This is a genomic window from Streptomyces sp. NBC_01465 (genome assembly GCF_036227325.1).
GTDB lineage: Bacteria > Actinomycetota > Actinomycetes > Streptomycetales > Streptomycetaceae > Streptomyces.
In genome coordinates this window covers 2,727,233-2,743,546 of sequence record NZ_CP109467.1, presented here as the reverse complement: position 1 = coordinate 2,743,546, position 16,314 = coordinate 2,727,233, and the positions used below count along the sequence as shown (strand labels likewise).

General features: G+C 70.7%; 17 protein-coding genes. 9 read left to right on the top strand and 8 right to left on the bottom strand.

The annotated features are described in order from the left end of the window. Positions 1 to 81: 81 nt before the first annotated feature. The gene (locus OG707_RS12625) at positions 82 to 411 is read right to left on the bottom strand and encodes a heavy-metal-associated domain-containing protein (RefSeq protein WP_329117526.1); all 330 of its coding nucleotides are present in this window, start codon (positions 409 to 411) and stop codon (positions 82 to 84) included. Positions 412 to 503: 92 nt separating this feature from the next. Continuing rightward, positions 504 to 1,412: a PrsW family intramembrane metalloprotease gene (locus OG707_RS12620; RefSeq protein ID WP_443071483.1), complete on the bottom strand. Its 909-nt coding sequence runs from the start codon at positions 1,410 to 1,412 to the stop codon at positions 504 to 506. Positions 1,413 to 1,462: 50 nt separating this feature from the next. Between OG707_RS12620 and OG707_RS12615 the strand changes: the two genes are divergently transcribed. Next, complete coding sequence (locus OG707_RS12615; protein WP_329117524.1) at positions 1,463 to 2,677, top strand: cation:proton antiporter; 1,215 nt, start codon at positions 1,463 to 1,465, stop codon at positions 2,675 to 2,677. 3 nt (positions 2,678 to 2,680) lie between these two features. Here OG707_RS12615 and OG707_RS12610 read toward each other — a convergent pair whose 3' ends face one another. From OG707_RS12610 to OG707_RS12595, 4 genes are all read right to left on the bottom strand, one after another. After that, entirely contained in the window at positions 2,681 to 3,235 is a 555-nt protein-coding gene (locus tag OG707_RS12610) for a GNAT family N-acetyltransferase (RefSeq protein ID WP_329117523.1), read from the bottom strand. A gap of 59 nt (positions 3,236 to 3,294) precedes the next feature. Beyond that, positions 3,295 to 3,498: a helix-turn-helix transcriptional regulator gene (locus OG707_RS12605; RefSeq protein WP_329117522.1), complete on the bottom strand. Its 204-nt coding sequence runs from the start codon at positions 3,496 to 3,498 to the stop codon at positions 3,295 to 3,297. A 286-nt stretch (positions 3,499 to 3,784) separates the two neighbouring features. After that, entirely contained in the window at positions 3,785 to 4,141 is a 357-nt protein-coding gene (locus OG707_RS12600; protein WP_329117521.1) for a peptidoglycan-binding domain-containing protein, read from the bottom strand. Next, positions 4,138 to 6,330, bottom strand: coding sequence for an MMPL family transporter (locus OG707_RS12595; protein WP_329117520.1), 2,193 nt, complete (start codon positions 6,328 to 6,330; stop codon positions 4,138 to 4,140). Before OG707_RS12595 ends, OG707_RS12600 begins: the two co-directional genes overlap by 4 nt. A gap of 65 nt (positions 6,331 to 6,395) precedes the next feature. On the opposite strand from OG707_RS12595, the gene OG707_RS12590 reads away from it, so the two are divergent. Continuing rightward, positions 6,396 to 7,187: an AfsR/SARP family transcriptional regulator gene (locus tag OG707_RS12590; RefSeq protein WP_329117519.1), complete on the top strand. Its 792-nt coding sequence runs from the start codon at positions 6,396 to 6,398 to the stop codon at positions 7,185 to 7,187. Here the strand turns inward: OG707_RS12590 and OG707_RS12585 are convergent. Further along, positions 7,167 to 8,063 (bottom strand): sugar phosphate isomerase/epimerase family protein, encoded by an 897-nt coding sequence (locus OG707_RS12585; RefSeq protein WP_329117518.1) that lies wholly within the window; start codon positions 8,061 to 8,063, stop codon positions 7,167 to 7,169. The genes OG707_RS12590 and OG707_RS12585 overlap by 21 nt on opposite strands. Before the next feature lie 145 nt (positions 8,064 to 8,208). Between OG707_RS12585 and OG707_RS12580 the strand changes: the two genes are divergently transcribed. The 6 genes from OG707_RS12580 (at position 8,209) to OG707_RS12555 (ending at position 15,077) form a co-directional block, all read left to right on the top strand. After that, positions 8,209 to 9,396 (top strand): 5-dehydro-2-deoxygluconokinase, encoded by a 1,188-nt coding sequence (locus tag OG707_RS12580; protein WP_329127757.1) that lies wholly within the window; start codon positions 8,209 to 8,211, stop codon positions 9,394 to 9,396. Continuing rightward, the gene (locus OG707_RS12575; RefSeq protein WP_329117517.1) at positions 9,393 to 10,277 is read left to right on the top strand and encodes a Cgl0159 family (beta/alpha)8-fold protein; all 885 of its coding nucleotides are present in this window, start codon (positions 9,393 to 9,395) and stop codon (positions 10,275 to 10,277) included. The genes OG707_RS12580 and OG707_RS12575 overlap by 4 nt, the downstream gene beginning before the upstream one ends. A 9-nt stretch (positions 10,278 to 10,286) precedes the next feature. Then, on the top strand, positions 10,287 to 11,102 hold the full coding sequence (gene iolB / locus OG707_RS12570) for a 5-deoxy-glucuronate isomerase (RefSeq protein WP_329117515.1): 816 nt from the start codon (positions 10,287 to 10,289) through the stop codon (positions 11,100 to 11,102). Beyond that, entirely contained in the window at positions 11,099 to 12,934 is a 1,836-nt protein-coding gene (iolD, locus tag OG707_RS12565) for a 3D-(3,5/4)-trihydroxycyclohexane-1,2-dione acylhydrolase (decyclizing) (RefSeq protein ID WP_329117514.1), read from the top strand. Before iolB ends, iolD begins: the two co-directional genes overlap by 4 nt. A 20-nt stretch (positions 12,935 to 12,954) precedes the next feature. Continuing rightward, entirely contained in the window at positions 12,955 to 14,457 is a 1,503-nt protein-coding gene (locus OG707_RS12560) for a CoA-acylating methylmalonate-semialdehyde dehydrogenase (RefSeq protein ID WP_329117513.1), read from the top strand. 89 nt (positions 14,458 to 14,546) lie between these two features. Then, the gene (locus tag OG707_RS12555; protein ID WP_329117512.1) at positions 14,547 to 15,077 is read left to right on the top strand and encodes a GNAT family N-acetyltransferase; all 531 of its coding nucleotides are present in this window, start codon (positions 14,547 to 14,549) and stop codon (positions 15,075 to 15,077) included. A gap of 3 nt (positions 15,078 to 15,080) precedes the next feature. Here the strand turns inward: OG707_RS12555 and OG707_RS12550 are convergent, their stop codons facing one another. Then, positions 15,081 to 15,755, bottom strand: coding sequence for a hypothetical protein (locus OG707_RS12550; protein ID WP_329117511.1), 675 nt, complete (start codon positions 15,753 to 15,755; stop codon positions 15,081 to 15,083). Positions 15,756 to 15,791: 36 nt separating this feature from the next. Between OG707_RS12550 and OG707_RS12545 the strand changes: the two genes are divergently transcribed. Further along, positions 15,792 to 16,313, top strand: a complete 522-nt coding sequence (locus OG707_RS12545) for a CGNR zinc finger domain-containing protein (RefSeq protein ID WP_329117509.1) — start codon at positions 15,792 to 15,794, stop codon at positions 16,311 to 16,313. Position 16,314: the final 1 nt, after the last annotated feature.

Here is a 16,314-nt window from a genome sequence, read left to right as displayed (position 1 = left end):
GGGCCGTACAGAACCAGTATGGAACTGGTCCGGTACGGCCCGGTCGGCAGTGTGAATCAGGGGTGTGAGTGTGGGGGTGTGTCAGGCCCGGCCGACGAGCTCGTAGCCCGCCTCGTCGACCACCGCGCGCACGGCCTCCTCGTCCAGCGGGGCCTTGGAGACCACCGTCACCTGGCCCGTCGACGCCACGGCCGTCACCGAGGTGACGCCGGGGAGCTCCGAGATCTCGCCGGAGACCGCGCCCTCGCAGTGGCCGCAGGTCATGCCGGTCACCTGGTAGACCGCGGTGACGGCGCCGACCTCGACCTCGGCGGAACCGGCGGGTCCGCAGGATCCGCCGCCGCAGCAGGAGCCGGCGGTCGGGGCGGTCTGCGCGATCTCGGCCTGGGGGATCTCGGTCTCGGCGGTCATCTCGTTCTCCTCTTCAGGGATGTACGTACCCATGGTGCGCCAGTGGTCCTGCGGGAATCCCGCGACCCCCTGACACGAACCACACTATACCCCTAGGGGGTATCACGTCGAGACAGCGACCTCAGCCAGAGGATCGCCAGCGCCGTGATCACGACCAGCCCGCCCACCGAGAAGAGCGTGAACAGGTGCTTCTGCTCCTCCGTCGGCTTCGGGATGTAGCCGAGCGCGAAGAGGCTCCGGTCCCAGTCGCTCGCCGTGATCTTCGCGACCAGCCAGATCGCGATGCCGTGCATCGAGTCCCACAGGGAGTGCAGGATCGCGACGCCGACGTACGTACCAACGACCGGGGCGGTGAAGCGGAAGTGGCCGTTCGGCTTACGGAAAGACAGCAGCACCCCGCCCGCGATCGCCGTCCACAGCCCGTGCCCGAAGGGTGCGAGCAGTCCGCGCAGGATCTCCGTCTCCAGGAGCGAGCGCAGATCGATGCCGCGCAGGGTGACGGCCGCGTTGAACGCGTACCCCGCGCTCTCGAAGGCCGCGAAGCCGAAGCCGACGGTCGCGCCGAGCACCAGGCCGGCCCGCATCCCGTGGATCCGCGGGTAGCGCCGCAGCACGAACATCAGCGCGACGAGCTTCACCGCCTCCTCGATCAGCCCGACGCCGAGGAACATCCAGGCGGAGGGGTGGAGCAGGTAGTACTCCATGACCGAGGCGCCGAGCACACCGAGGATGCCGCCGGTGACGAAGCAGCCGAGGATCAGGTTCACCCCGAAGTCGGCGCCGTGGCGCTCGTACGCCCAGAGCACGAAGACGGCCGGCGTCAGGAACGAGCCGAGCAGGATGAGGGTCGGGAGCAGGGTCGTGTTCTGGGTCGCGTACGTGACGACCGCGGTCAGCGCCCAGAGCGCGAGCCCGCCCCACAGGCAGCGCTTCCACAGGCCGGGCCGTGCCTGTGGAGCCGCTGACGGACCGCCGGGATCGATGTGCTGCGTCACGCTGATTCCCTCCGCTTATTGGCCAACTTGTCCGGAGCCTATGGTAAATACCCCATATGTCGCATTCGGGGACGCTGGTCCTGATCATGTCCATCGCGGTGCTCGCACCACTTCTGGCCTACGGGCTGGGCCGTTGGGTGCCCGTGCCGCTCGTCATCTTCGAGATCCTGCTCGGCATCGCGATCGGCCCCGACGTCCTCGGCTGGGCGCACACGGACGCGGCGACCGACGGACTCTCCCAACTCGGCCTGGCCATGCTGATCTTCCTGGCCGGGTACGAGATCGAGTTCGACAAGATCCGCGGCGACACGCTCAAGCGGGCGAGCTGGGCGTGGCTCGTCGCGCTCGTACTCGGCCTGGGAATCGGCGTACTGCTCGCGAGCGGCGACTTCAGCAAGGGCGTCTACATCGGCACCGCGCTGACCAGCACCGCACTCGGCACCGTCCTGCCGGTCCTGCGCGACTCCGGCGATCTGCACAGCCGGTTCGGCTCGGTGATGATGGCGGTCGGCGCGGTGGGGGAGTTCGGCCCGATCATCGCGATGGCGCTGCTGCTGAGCGGCCGCAATCCCGGCGAGTCGACGGTGCTGCTCGCCCTGTTCGCGGCGATGACGGCGGGCGCGGTGTACTGGGGGATGCGGCCGAAGCCGCCCTGGTTCTCGGGCGTGATCGCCAAGACGCTGCACTCCAGCGGTCAGTTCGCGGTCCGCTTCGTGGTGTTGATGCTCGCGGTGATGCTCGGCCTCTCCCAGGCGCTCGGCCTCGATGTGCTGCTCGGCGCGTTCGCCGCGGGGCTGGTCACCCGGCTCGTGCTGCACGGGGCGGTGCCCGAGAGCAGCGGGGAGATCCTGGAGAAGGTCGAGGCGATGGGCTTCGGTTTCCTCGTACCGATCTTCTTCATCGTCACCGGCATCGAGTTCGACCTGCGCGCGCTGCTCGACGGCGGGCGGGTGCTGATCCTGCTGCCCGTGTTCCTGGTGCTGTTCCTGGTCGTACGCGGCGGACCGATCTGGGTCCTCGCCCCGCGCGACCTGGGCCCCAAGGACCGCAAGGCGCTGACCCTCTTCGGGTCGACCGCGCTGCCGCTGGTCGTGGCGATCACCACGATCGGCGTCGAGGACAAGGTCCTGGAGGCGGGCGAGGCGGCGGCGCTGGTGGGGGCGGGCATGGTGTCGGTGCTGGTCTTCCCGCTCGTCGCGCTCAAGCTGCGGGCGGGTGCGGGCGGGAAGGTGATGCCCAACGGGCCGATCCAGGGGGCGGAATCCTGGTGAGTGCTATGGGGCCGCGGTCCACTCCCGGGCGAGGATCGACATCGATACGGAGTCGATCCACTGGCCGTCGTGGAGCAGCGCCTCGCGCTCGACGCCCTCGACGACGAAGCCGGCCTTCTCGTAGGCGCGCCGGGCGCGGGGGTTGAAGTCGAAGACGCCCAGGGCGATGCGGTTCAGGCCCAGTTGCCCGAATCCGTACCCGACGATGAGCCGGCAGGCCTCGGTGCCGAGGCCGCGGTCGCGTCCGGTCGGGCCGATCAGGGTGCGGAAGGTGCAGCTGCGGTTGTGGGCGTCGTACTCGTAGAGGATCGCCTCGCCGACCAGTTCGCCGGTCGTACGGTCCGTGACGGCGAGGTCGAGGCGGTCCGGCTGGTCGTTGCGCGTGGTGTAGAAGGTGCGCACCGTCTCGTCGCTCACCTCGGTGTGCGCGGATCCGGTGAACTTGAGGACCTCGGGATCGCGGAGGATCACGGACATCGTGTCCACGTCCTCGGCGGTGAAGGGCCGCAGGACGACCTTGTCTCCGCTGAGGGTGGGCTTGAAGGAGAAGTCGCTCATCCGGGGATTCTCTTCAGTGGGGGGTGGGGCGCGCAATCGGATTGCGCGCCCCACCGGTACTAGTACTTGTCCCTGCTGCCTCTGGTCCCGGGCCGCCGGGCCTGCCAGGCGCGGATCGTGTCGGCGAACCAGTAGGGCTTTCCGCCCTCCACGAGGTCGGGCGGCGGGAGCAGTCCGTGTTTGCGGTACGAGCGCACCGTGTCCGGCTGCACCCGGATGTGCGCGGCAATCTCCTTGTAGGACCAGAGCCTTCGGTCGGTCATAGGGACACCTCCTTGCGTACGCCGCGACGTCGGCCTGGGGGCCGGCGGGGGAGCCGCGGCGGGGACGCTGGCGATCACTCAGCCTGTGCCCGGTGAACGACGGAGAGTGAGGCTGGAGGTATGGCTGTTGATCTCCTGTGACGGAAAGCCCGCGTAATGGAGACATGTGTGACGAGGGGGTAACTGCCGTGACGTATGCAGCACATGGGGCGCGATATTACAAAAGGGAAAAGGTCCGGACTCGCGGGGTGCGGGTCCGGACCTTCGGGGGGCTGGGGTTACGGGGCTACGCGTACCAGAGCGCGTTCCAGGTCAGCGTCCCCACCATGCCGTCCACGGCCAGCGGCGGATGGTCGCGCTGGAAGCGCTCGACAGCGGCCAGGGTGCGGTCGCCGAAGACCCCGTCGACCGCCTTCCAGGGGAGGTAGTGCCGGTTGGCGAGCATGCACTGGATCTGCGAGACCCGGTCGCCGCGCTGTCCGTACATGGTGAGCGCGTCACCGTCGTAGAACGCGCAGGCGGCCGCGGTGTCGGCGGTGGGGGGTTGCTGGGCGGCGGAGGCCGTGGCGGTCGGGGCGAGTGCGAGGACGGCGGTCAGGGCGGCCGCCGCCCACGCCGAACGCCTCAGGGTGGTGCGCATCATGGTGTGCTGCTCCTTGCGGTTGGCTCCGGTCGGGTCACCGGATCAACGCCGCGTACGGGGCCGGGGTCACCGCGTCGGCGCCCCGGCATCCACCAGTTGGCGTTCCCCGCCAGCCGCATGAGGACGGGGACGAGCACCGCCCGGATCAGGGTCGCGTCGACGAGGATCACCACGACCATGCCGACGGCGAGCATTTTCAGATAAACGATGCCCGACGTGGCGTACGTCGCGAACGAGGCGGCCAGCACCGCGGCGGCCGACGTGATGAGCGGGCCGCTGCGTGCCAGACCGGTGGCGACCGATCCGGGCAGGTCGCCGGTCCGCCCGTACTCCTCCGTGATCCGCGACAGCATGAGGACTTCGTAGTCCATGGAGAGGCCGAAAGCCGTGCAGAGCATCAGGATCGGGATGCTCGGTTCGATGGAACCGGTCGGCGTGAAGCCGAGGAGGCCGGAGAGATGCCCCTCCTGGAAGATCCAGACCAGGGTGCCGAACATGACCGCCATGGAGAGGAAGTTGAGCACCATCGCCTTGGCGGGGAGCAGGACGCTGCGGGTCATGAGGAGCAGGACCAGGAAGGTGACGGCCAGGATCAGAGCGAGCACCAGAGGGGCGCGGTCCGTCAGTGCGGAACGGAAGTCGTGGAGTTCCGCCGGGTAGCCGCCGAGGCGGACGCTGTCGGGTCCCGCGGCGGTGCGGACGGCGGAGAGCAGGTGGTCGACGGATTCGGTTGATTCCAGGGCGTGTTGGGAAGGGACGACGGAGTACCAGCTGTCCCGGGGGGAGTCGAAGCGTCGCGAGGCGTCGTTCGGGCCGAGGATCCGGCGGCCCTGGGCGTACGCACCGGACAGGGCGTCCACCTGCTGGACGCCGGGGATACGGGAGAGCGCGAGCGCCGTCGAGGCGGAGTCGCGCGCATCGGGCGTCAGGACCTGGATCGCGTCGGTCTCCTCCGCCGCGAAATGGTCACGGACATCCTGCTGGACGACCCGGCTGGACACGTCCTCCGGTAGGACCCGGTCGTCCGGGGTGCCGAAGCGCAGGCCCGGGGCGGGGGAGGCCAGGGCCAGGACGAGGAGCAGGGCCGGGATCCCGTACCGCAGCGGGTGGCGCATCATGCGCAGAGCCGTGTCGCTCCACCAGTCGCGCGACGGGCGGGAGTTGGCCGGCAGGATCCGGTGGCCGAGGCGGGTCAGAGCGGCGGGCAGGATCACCAGGGCGGCGAAGACCGAGGTCAGGACGGTGCCGATGCCCGCGTACGCGAAGGAGCGGAGGAAGGGGAAAGGGAAGAGGAGGAGGCAGGACAGGGAGATCAGAACGGTCAGGCCGCTGAAGGCCACGGTGCGCCCCGCGTGGGCGACCGACTGTGCGACGGCCCCGGGGACGTCCTGTCCGGAGCGCAGTTCCTCGCGGAATCGGCTGATCACGAAGAGGGAGTAGTCCACGCCGAGACCGATGCCCATGACGAGGGTGAGATTGGCCGCGAACGTCGAGACCTCGGTGAGATGGCTGACGCCGCGCAGCAGAGCAAGGGTGGCGGCGACGGAGAAGAGGCCCATGGCGAGGGTGAGGGCGGCGGCGGGGAGGCGGCGGTAGATGAGGAAGAGCAGGAGGAGGACCAGGGGAAGGACCATCAGTTCGGCGCGCAGGAAGTCCGTGCGCGCCTGCTCCGCCGCTTGCCGGAAGACCTCGTCACTGCCGCCGACGCGGACGGTGAGGACGGCATCGGAGCGGGTGAACTCCGGGGAGAGAGCGGCGAGTCGGGACCGCGCCTCGGTGACCGTGCCCGACATCCGGGCCAGGATCATCGCCCGGCGGCCGTCGGTGGAGCGCAGCACCGGGGAGCTTCCGTGGGACCAGTACGAGGCGGTCTCGGCGACGCCCGGTTGTGCGGCCAGCTCGCGTTCCAGGGCGCGGCCGGCCGCGGCGACCTGCGGTGAGTCCGCCGTGCCGTGCCGGGCGGTGAGGAGGAGCAGGACGCTCGGCGGACCGGTGCCGAACTCTTGTCGCAGCAGGGCGCGGGTGGTGACGGACTCCGATCCGGGGCTCTCGAACCGGCTCAGCACGAGGCGGTCCATCGTGCCCGCCGCGACCGCGAGGCAGACGGCGGCCAGGGCTACGGAGAGCCAGATGACAGGACGGGGGCGCCGGCGGAGGGGGCTGCTGGGTGGGCTGCTGGGTGGGGCCATGCGCACAGCCTGCGGCGGGGCGCTGGAACGTACGCTGGAACAACCGCTGGAAGGGGGCACGCAGAATGACCCGTACCGTGCCGTACGCCATTGACCTCTACGGGCCGCTGAGGGTGCGCGCGGGCGACACCGCCGTCCCGCTCGGTCCGCCGCGCCAACGGGCCCTGCTCGCCGTGCTGTTGCTGCGCCCGGGAGCGGTGACGACGGCGGACCAGCTGGCCGCCGCGCTCTGGGGCGACCGGCATCCGGCATATGTGAAGAACCTGCTGCAGAAGTGGGTGTCGGGACTGCGGGGTGCGCTCGGTGACGCGGTGGAACTCAGCTGGGCCGGGGACGGCTACCTGCTGGACACCGGGGGTGCGGTGGTGGACGTCGTCGCGTACGAGCAGCTTGCGGCGGAGGGCACGGCGGCGGCGACGAGGGGCGAACTCGCGCGTGCTGCACAGCTGTTGGACGAGGGGCGCGCCCTGGTCAAGGGCCCCCTGGTCGAGGGGCTCGAAGGGCCGCTCCTGGAGCTTGAGCGGATGTACCGCAAGGAGCGGTTCCTGGCGGATATCGAGCTTCGGGCGGAGATCGAGCTGGACCTGGGGGGTCACCGCAACGCGGTCCCCTATCTGCAGCGCATCGTGACGAAGCATCCGCTGCGCGAGCGGTTCGTCTGGTTGCTGATGCTGGGGCTCTACCGGGCAGGGCGCGGGGCCCAGGCGCTGGGCGTGTACGCGGAGTATCGCAGGCAGGTCGGGGAGGAGCTTGGTGCGGACCCCGGCCCCGAACTCAAAGTGCTGCACGCCCAGTTGCTCCGGCAGGACCCGGAGCTGGCAGAGCTGGTGACCCTCTCAGTGCCCGCAGGAGCGTAGGAAGGCGCGGGTGCGGCGGGCGATGGGGAGGGGGCGGTCGGGCGGGCAGGGGTACATGTCCTGCTCGACGACGGCGAAGAGCTCGTCCTGGTGGGCGAGGGCGCGGGCGGCTTCGAGGACCGGCTCCAGGGCGGGGATGCCGTGCGGGGGCTCGCACATCACGCCCTGGGCTACAGCGGGGCCGAACGGGGTGTTGTGGGTGCGGACTTGGGCCAGGACGGTGGGGTCCACCTGTTTGAGGTGGAGGTAGCCGATGCGCTCGCCGTACGTCTTGATGAGCTGCAGGCTGTCGCCGCCGCAGTAGGCGTAGTGGCCGGTGTCCAGGCAGAGGGAGACCAGGTCCGGGTCGGTCGCGTCGAGGAAACGGGTGGTGTTCTCGTCCGTGTCGATGTGGGTGTCGGCGTGGGGGTGGACGACGATGCGGAGGCCGTAGCGGTCCTGGACCTCGCGGCCCAACTGGTTTGTTTGGGTGGTGAGTTGGTCCCACTGGGTGGGGGTGAGGGTGCGGTCTTCTAGGACCTTGCCCGTCTTGTCGTCGCGCCAGAAGGAGGGGATGACGACGAGGTGGCGGGCGCCGGTGGACCGGGTGAGGGCGGCGACTGCGGAGACGTGGTTCCAGGTGGCGTCCCAGACGGCGGGGCCGTGGTGGAGGCCGGTGAAGACGGTGCCGGCGGAGACGCGGAGGCTGCGGGCGGCGAGTTCGTCGGCGAGGCGGGCGGGGTCGGTGGGGAGGTACCCGTACGGGCCGAGCTCGATCCACTCGTACCCGGAGTCGGCGACCTCGTCGAGGAAGCGGGGCCAGGGGACTTGAGCGGGGTCTTCGGGGAACCAGACCCCCCAGGAGTCGGGGGCCGAGCCGATCCGGATGCGCGTCATGGGGCCAGGCTGCGGGGGGACTTGGAGGGGTGTCAAGGGTTGGTCCGAATGTCCGGACATTGCGTTGACAGGGGGTGGGGGAGGGGTTTAGACCTGGGGGCAGCCTGGGTGAGGGAGGGATGTGCGGGTGTACGACCTGATCACGATGGGCCGGATCGGGGTGGATCTGTATCCGCTCCAGGGGGGCGTCGGGCTGGCGCGGGTGGAGACCTTTCAGAAGTTTCTGGGGGGCTCGGCGACGAATGTGGCGGTTGCGGCGGCGCGGTTGGGGCGGCGGGTGGCTGTCATTACGCGGACGGGGGCGGATCCGTTCGGGGAGTATCTGCGGGCTGCGTTGCGGGAGTTCGGGGTGGATGACCGGTGGGTTACTGAGGTGTCGGGGCTTGCGACGCCGGTCACCTTCTGTGAGATTTTTCCGCCGGACTCGTTTCCGCTGTACTTCTACCGGCAGCCGACGGCTCCTGATCTGGTGATCAGGGAGGGGGAGTTGGATCTGGAGGAGGTGCGGGAGGCTCGGGTGTTCTGGGTTACGGGGACTGGGTTGTGTGCGGAGCCGAGTCGGTCGGCGACGCTGGCTGCGCTTGAGGTACGGGCGGAAGCTCTCCCCAACCCCGCCCCTTCCCGAAACTGGGGGCTCCGCCCCGCAGACCCCCACCGGGGCTCCGCCCCGGACCCCGGTCCTCAATCGCCGGACGGGCTTGAAAATCAAGCCCGTCCGGCGATTGAGGACACGCGGCCGAAGGTCGCTTACGGGGGTGCAGGGGGCGAAGCCCCCGCTCTCCGGGGCCCGGGGTCTGGGGCGGGAGCCACAGTTTCGGGAAGGGGCGGGATTGGGGAAGCCCGCCCGCCGCAGGCGACCCGTACCGCAACCGTCTTCGACCTCGACTGGCGGCCCATGTTCTGGGGCGACGACGACCCCCGCCCCCACTACACCACCGCCCTCGCCCACTCCACCGTCGCCGTAGGCAACATCGACGAGGTAGAGATCGCCACCGGCGAGCGCGACCCTCTCACCGCCGCCCACGCCCTCCTCGACCACGGCCTCGAACTGGCCGTCGTCAAGCAGGGCCCCAAGGGCGTCCTCGCCGTCCACCGCGACGGCACCACCGTCGAGGCCCCACCCGTCCCCGTAGAAGTCGTCAACGGCCTCGGCGCAGGCGACGCGTTCGGCGGGGCGCTCTGCCATGGGCTCCTCTCCGGCTGGGACCTCGACCGCACGATCCGGTACGCCAACGCCGCCGGCGCCATCGTCGCCTCCCGCCTCGCCTGCTCCTCCGCGATGCCGTTCCCGCCCGAGGTGGAAGCCGTACTGGACGGGCAGCAGACGCCGTGACCCCCGTCTCCGTCGCCGACCTCGTCTCCATCCGCAGCCGCCACCCCGAAGCCGTCGCGGAGGCCGCCGCCCGCCGTACCCGACGGCCCCTCCTCGGCGACCGCGGCCGGCTGATGATCGTCGCCGCCGACCATCCCGCCCGCGGCTCCCTCGCCGTGGGCGCCCGCACGCACGCCATGGCCAACCGCCTCGACCTCCTCGAACGCCTCTGCCTCGCCCTCTCCAGACCTGGCGTCGACGGCGTTCTCGCCACCGCCGACATCCTCGACGACCTCCTCCTCCTGGGCGCCCTGGAGGGCAAGGTCGTCATGGGCTCCATGAACCGCGGCGGCCTCGCCGGGGCCTCCTTCGAGCTCGACGACCGGTTCACGGGACACCGCCCCGAGGACCTCTCCCGGCTCAACTTCGACGCGGGCAAGCTCCTCCTCCGTATCGACTACGACGACCCCGGTTCGCTCGCCACGCTCCACTCCGCCGCCCGCGCCATCGACGCCATGGCGGCCCGTCGGCTGCCCGTCTTCGTCGAGCCGTTCATCTGCCGGCGCGACGCGGACGGAGCCCTCCGCAACGACCTCACCCCCGACGCCGTCACCCTTTCCATCGCCATCGCGTCGGGACTCGCCGGCACCTCCGCGTACACCTGGCTGAAGGTCCCCGTCACCGCCGACCCCGACGACATGGCCCGCGTCATGGAGACCTCCACCCTGCCCGCCGTGCTGCTCGGCGGGGAGACCGGGGGCGACCAGGACGGTACGTACGAGAAATGGCGCAAGGCGCTCCAACTCCCCACAGTTCAGGGGCTCGTGGCAGGCCGCTCGCTGCTCTACCCCGGTGACGGGGACGTGGCGACGGCCGTCGACACCGCCGTCGGGCTGCTCTAGGAGGCGACCATGAAGGACGACCAGCTCCACGTACGGGCGGGCTCCACCGCCCACGGCCCGTACACCCTCGACATCGACCCCGAACGGGCCGGCTGGACCCATTCCTCGCTGCGCGTGCTCGAACTGGACGCCGGAGGTTCACATCTTCTTTCCGCAGGAGACAGCGAGTGGATCGTGCTGCCGTTGCGCGGCCACTGTACGGTCCTCGTCGACGGAGAGATCTTCGAACTGCGGGGCAGGACCGGTGTGTTCGACGGAGTCACCGACTTCGTGTACGTACCGCGCGACGCCCATGCCCAGATCGCCTCCGGTGCGGGAGGCCGCTTCGCCCTGGCAGGAGCGAAGTGCGAGCGACGACTCCCCGCCCGCTACGGCCCCGCACCGGAGGTACCCGTCGAGCACCGCGGCAGCGGCAACTGCGCCCGTACGGTGCACAACTTCGCCGCCGCCGACAGCTTCGACTGCGACCGGCTGATCGCCGTGGAGGTGCTCACCCCCGGCGGCAACTGGTCCTCCTACCCGCCCCACAAGCACGACGAGCGGCGACCGGGCGAGGAGTCCGAGCTGGAGGAGATCTACTACTACGAGTTCGGGCGCGGCGTCGGCCCCGGCTACCAGCGCGTCTCCCCGTCGAGGGAAGGCGGCGCCGACCTGCTCACCGAAGTCGCCACCGGGGACGCGGTGTTGATCCCCGACGGCTGGCACGGCCCGTCCATCGCGCCGCCCGGACGCACCATGTACTACCTGAACGTGATGGCGGGTCCGGGCGAGCAGCGCGAGTGGCGTATCAGTTTTCACCCGGACCACGAAGTGGGGTATCAGTGAGGCTCACGACCGCACAGGCGCTGATCGCCTTCCTGGCCGCGCAGTACACCGAGCGCGACGGCGTACGCCACCGCCTCGTCGGCGCCACCTGGGGCATCTTCGGGCACGGCAACGTCGCTGGCGTCGGCCAGGCGCTGGTGGAGGCGGGGCCCGACCTCATGCCGTACCACCAGGGGCGCAACGAGCAGGCCATGGTGCACGCGGCCGTCGGCTACGCCCGCCAGTGCGACCGTCTCTCCGCGCACGCCGTCACCACCTCGATCGGCCCCGGCGCCACCAATCTGGTCACCGGGGCCGCGCTCGCGACGATCAACCACATTCCCGTGCTGCTCCTGCCCGGCGACACCTTCGCGGGCCGCCCCGCCGACCCGGTGCTGCAGCAGCTCGAAGTCCCTTACGCGGGCGATGTGTCGGTCAACGACTGTCTGCGCCCCGTCTCGAAGTACTTCGACCGGATCACCCGCCCTGAAGCCCTGATCCCCGCCGCGCTCGCCGCGATGCGGGTGCTCTCCGACCCGGCGGAGACGGGCGCGGTCACGCTCTGCCTGCCGCAGGACGTGCAGGTGGAGGCGTACGACTGGCCCGAGGAGTTCTTCGCGCACCGGGTGTGGCACGTGCGCAGGCCGGCCCCGGAGCCGTACGAACTCGACCGCGCGGCCGATGCGGTACGGACCGCCCGCCGGCCCCTGGTGATCGCGGGTGGCGGCGTCCACCACAGCGCCGCCGAGGACGCCCTGCGCGCCTTCGCCGACGCCACCGGGATCCCGGTCACCTCGACCCAGGCGGGCAAGGGCTCGCTGCCGTACGACCACCCCGCCGACGTCGGCGGGATCGGCCACACGGGGACGGCCACCGCCGACCGACTCGCCCGCGAGGCCGACCTGGTGATCGGGATCGGCACCCGGTACTCCGACTTCACCACCGCGTCCGCGACGCTCTTCGCCCACCCCGGAGTCCGCTTCCTCAACCTCAATGTCGCGCCCTTCGACGCCCACAAGATGGCGGGGCAGACGCTGATCGCGGATGCGCGTGCGGGGTTGGAAGCGCTGACGTCCGCGCTGGAAGGTCACCGGGTGGAGGTGCGGCACGGGGACGCGAAGGCGGCCTGGGAGCAGCGGGTCGACGAGGCGTACGCGGGTCCGGACGGCGCCCGGCCCACGCAGGCCCAAGTTCTGGGCGTACTCGACGAGTTGGTGACCGGTGACGACATCCTGATCAACGCCGCAGGGTCCCTCCCCGGCGACCTCCACAAGCTGTGGCGCACCCGCTCCCGCGACCAGTACCACGTCGAGTACGGCTACTCCTGCATGGGCTACGAGATCCCCGCCGCGATCGGCGTCCAGCTCGCCGCGCCCGGGCGGCCGGTGTGGGCGCTGGTCGGCGACGGTACGTATCTGATGAACCCGACCGAAATCGTCACGGCCGTCCAGGAGGGCCTGCCCATCAAGATCGTGATTCTGCAGAACCACGGCTATGCCTCGATCGGCGGCCTCTCGGAGTCCGTCGGCGCGGAACGCCTGGGCACGGCCTACCGCTTCCCGTCCGGCGATCCGCTCCCCGTCGACCTCGCGGCCAACGCCGCCTCGCTGGGCATGTCCGTACTACGCGCGAAGACCCGCCACGACCTGCGCGAAGCCCTGGCCACGGCTCGGGCGGCGGACGTTCCCACATGTGTCTACGTGGAGACCGAAACGGCAGACACAGTGTCGGGCCCGCCCCCTGCCCAGGCGTGGTGGGATGTGCCCGTGGCCGAGACTGCGACCCGCCCGTCGGCGGTCAAGGCCCGGGAGGAGTACGACAGGCAAGTCGCCGCCCGACGCCGCCATCTGTGAAGGTTCGTAAGGAGCTAGTTATGACCAAGACCGTCAACCACTGGATCGGTGGCAAGACCGTCGAGGGCACGTCGGGCAACTGGGGCCCGGTCACCGACCCGGCGACCGGAGAGGTGACCACACAGGTCGCGCTCGCCTCGGTCGAGGACGTCGACGCCGCGGTCGCCTCGGCGAAGGCCGCGTACGCCACCTGGGGCACGTCGTCCCTCGCGGCCCGCACCACGGTCCTCTTCAAGTACCGCGCGTTGCTCGACGCCAACCGCGACGCGATCGCCGCGCTGATCACCGCCGAGCACGGCAAGGTCCACTCGGACGCGCTGGGCGAGGTCGCCCGCGGTCTGGAGATCGTGGAGCTGGCCTGCGGCATCACCACCCAGCTCAAGGGCGAGCTGTCCACCCAGGTCTCGAACCGGGTCGACGTCTCCTCCATCCGCCAGTCGCTGGGTGTCGTCGCGGGCATCACGCCCTTCAACTTCCCCGCGATGGTGCCGATGTGGATGTTCCCCATCGCCATCGCGTGCGGCAACACCTTCGTGCTGAAGCCGAGCGAGAAGGACCCCTCGGCCGCGGTCAAGCTGGCCGAGCTGGCCTCCGAGGCCGGCCTCCCGGACGGCGTCCTGAACGTCCTGCACGGCGACAAGGTCGCGGTCGACGCGCTGCTCGCCCACCCGGACGTGGCCGCTGTCTCGTTCGTCGGCTCGACGCCCATCGCCCGCCACATCCACACCACGGCCTCGGCGAACGGCAAGCGCGTCCAGGCGCTCGGCGGCGCCAAGAACCACATGCTGGTCCTCCCGGACGCGGACCTCGACGCTGCGGCGGACGCCGCGGTCTCGGCCGCGTACGGCTCGGCTGGCGAGCGCTGCATGGCGATCTCGGCGGTCGTCGCGGTAGGTTCGATTGCGGACGAACTGGTCGCGAAGATCAAGGAGCGCGCCGAGAAGATCAAGATCGGCCCCGGCAACGACCCGGCCTCCGAGATGGGCCCGCTGATCACGGCCGCGCACCGCGACAAGGTGGCGTCGTACGTGACGGGCGCGGCGGCCCAGGGCTCCGAAGTCGTCCTGGACGGAACCGACTTCACGGTCGAGGGCCACGAGAAGGGCCACTGGATCGGCCTCTCGCTGCTCGACCGGGTCCCGACGGACTCCGACGCGTACCGCGACGAGATCTTCGGCCCGGTGCTGTGCGTGCTGCGTACGGAGACCTACGAGGAGGGCGTCGCCCTCATCAACGCGTCCCCCTTCGGCAACGGCACCGCGATCTTCACGCGCGACGGCGGCGCGGCCCGCCGCTTCCAGCTGGAGATCGAGGCCGGCATGGTCGGCGTCAACGTCCCGATCCCGGTCCCCGTCGGCTACCACTCCTTCGGAGGCTGGAAGGACTCGCTCTTCGGCGACCACCACATCTACGGCAACGACGGCGTGCACTTCTACACGCGCGGCAAGGTCGTCACCACGCGCTGGCCGGACCCGTCGGAGGCGGCGGCCGGAGTGGACCTGGGCTTCCCGCGCAACCACTGAGCGCTGCTGCTCCTCTCCGCGGCCCGTACGGACATCACACGACGTCCGTGCGGGCCTCGCGCTCACCTGACGTGTGTTTGCATGCTGCGGTGAACCAACAGAATGAATCCTCGCCCTGCCGCATCAGGCGGCGCGACGCAGCCGATCTCGATGCCTGCGTCCGCGTGCTGGCCGACGTCCATGGCGGCGACGGCTATCCGGTGAACTGGCCCGAGCGGCCCGGCGATTGGCTTGCGCAGCCCTCGCTGCTCGCGGCCTGGGTGGCGGAGCTGGACGGGCAGGTGATCGGTCACATCGGGCTGTCCCGCAGCGGTGAAGGCGATGCGGCGCCGGTGCTGTGGGGCCGCCGCGAGGGCGCCTCGGCCGGCCGCACTGCGGTGATCAGCCGCCTGTTCGTGTCGCCGGCGGCGCGTGGCCATGGGATCGGTGCCCGGCTGATGGCGCGGGCCGTGGAGGACGCGCACGAGCGCGGTCTGCACCCGGTCCTCGACGTCCTGGCCTCCGACACCGCGGCGGCGGCCCTGTACGAACGCCTGGGCTGGGAGCTGCTGGCCACGGTGGACCAGCAGTGGAGCCCGACCCAGACGGTGACGGTGCACTGCTACGCCGCACCGGCCTGATCCCTAGGCGGCCTTGAGCCAGGTCAACCCCAGCTCCTCGGCGGTCCCAGCGGCGATCTCGCGCAGCTCGTCACCCTCCTCGCCCGGGCCCAGTGCCTCCGCCAACGTCATCTGGGAGGCCGCCACTTGGGGCCGCGCCCCGCAGGCCGCGCGCAGCTGAAGCGAGCGGCGCAGGAGGGGGAGGCCGCGCTGGTGGTCGCCCTTCTCGAAGAAGAGGAGGCCGCCCTGGTGGCGTACGGCGTACGACTCCACCAGGCGATCCCCTTCGGCCGCGGCGAGCGCCCGCGCCCGGGCCAGCCCCTCGGCGGCCGCGTCCTTGTCCTGGAGGAGGTTCTCCTGGGCCACGGACCACCAGAAGACGGACCACGCCGTCGGCGGCAGGCCGGCGAAGGCTTCGACGGGGTCGGCGCAGAGTGCGGGTCCGCCGAGGTTGAACAGTCGCCGGTAGTACTCCAGTTGGGCGGTGAGCAGGGCCGCGGTTCCGGAGTGCGGATCGCCCAGGCTGCGTACGGCATCCAGCGCCTCGTCGACCGGATCGAGCCGCCAGGTGTGCCGGTCGACGAGCAACTCGGCCCGCAGGGCGGCGGTTTCAGCGCCCCCGGGGAGCAGCGCAAGTGCGGCGTCCCACTGGCCGGCCCGCTGGAGTGTGCGCGCAGAGTAGGTGGCATCAAGCATCATGGTGGCTACAGTCCCAGCGGAGAGGTAGGTGGTCAAGTGCGCTACGAGGACTACATGGGAAACGTGGCCCGGGTGGCCGTGGAAGTGGCCAACGCCGAGTCGGAGTCCGAACTCACCGACCACACACGGCAGATGCTCACGGAGCACCACGTCACCCTGACCGCCTGGACCGAGCTGGCACCCCTCTTGGCTCCGCTCCGCGCGGCAGTGGCCGCCGTGGCCGACGGAGACGCCGGCGACGTCGAGGCCGTCAACCGGCTCCTGACCCGCTTCCCGCCCCGCCTCCACCTCAGCGCCCACGACGGCCCCGGCACCGCCCACCTCCACTACGCCCCCGACGGCGAACCCCCGGCCCGCTGGCTGGGCCGCACCTGCGCGGCGGCGCTCGCGCACGTCGCGAGTGGCGCCCCGGAGGTGACGGTGGGCCGCTGCCGCGCGACAGGCTGCGCGCGCTTCTTCGTCGACCAGTCGCGCAACCGCAGCCGCCGCTTCTGCGGCAACACGTGCGCGAGCCGTACGACGGTGGCCGCCCATCGGGCCCGTAACCGCGGTGAATAGT

Excerpts from the sequence above, each read along its gene's own strand:
- OG707_RS12605 (WP_329117522.1), bottom strand. The coding sequence starts at position 3,498 with ATGACCGACCGAAGGCTCTGGTCCTACAAGGAGATTGCCGCGCACATC.
- OG707_RS12585 (WP_329117518.1), bottom strand. The coding sequence starts at position 8,063 with ATGACGCGCATCCGGATCGGCTCGGCCCCCGACTCCTGGGGGGTCTGG.
- OG707_RS12615 (WP_329117524.1), top strand. The coding sequence starts at position 1,463 with ATGTCGCATTCGGGGACGCTGGTCCTGATCATGTCCATCGCGGTGCTC.
- iolB (WP_329117515.1), top strand. The coding sequence starts at position 10,287 with ATGAAGGACGACCAGCTCCACGTACGGGCGGGCTCCACCGCCCACGGC.
- OG707_RS12595 (WP_329117520.1), bottom strand. The coding sequence starts at position 6,330 with ATGGCCCCACCCAGCAGCCCACCCAGCAGCCCCCTCCGCCGGCGCCCC.
- OG707_RS12580 (WP_329127757.1), top strand. The coding sequence starts at position 8,209 with ATGGGCCGGATCGGGGTGGATCTGTATCCGCTCCAGGGGGGCGTCGGG.
- OG707_RS12590 (WP_329117519.1), top strand. The coding sequence starts at position 6,396 with ATGACCCGTACCGTGCCGTACGCCATTGACCTCTACGGGCCGCTGAGG.
- OG707_RS12610 (WP_329117523.1), bottom strand. The coding sequence starts at position 3,235 with ATGAGCGACTTCTCCTTCAAGCCCACCCTCAGCGGAGACAAGGTCGTC.
- OG707_RS12625 (WP_329117526.1), bottom strand. The coding sequence starts at position 411 with ATGACCGCCGAGACCGAGATCCCCCAGGCCGAGATCGCGCAGACCGCC.
- OG707_RS12600 (WP_329117521.1), bottom strand. The coding sequence starts at position 4,141 with ATGATGCGCACCACCCTGAGGCGTTCGGCGTGGGCGGCGGCCGCCCTG.
- OG707_RS12550 (WP_329117511.1), bottom strand. The coding sequence starts at position 15,755 with ATGATGCTTGATGCCACCTACTCTGCGCGCACACTCCAGCGGGCCGGC.
- OG707_RS12560 (WP_329117513.1), top strand. The coding sequence starts at position 12,955 with ATGACCAAGACCGTCAACCACTGGATCGGTGGCAAGACCGTCGAGGGC.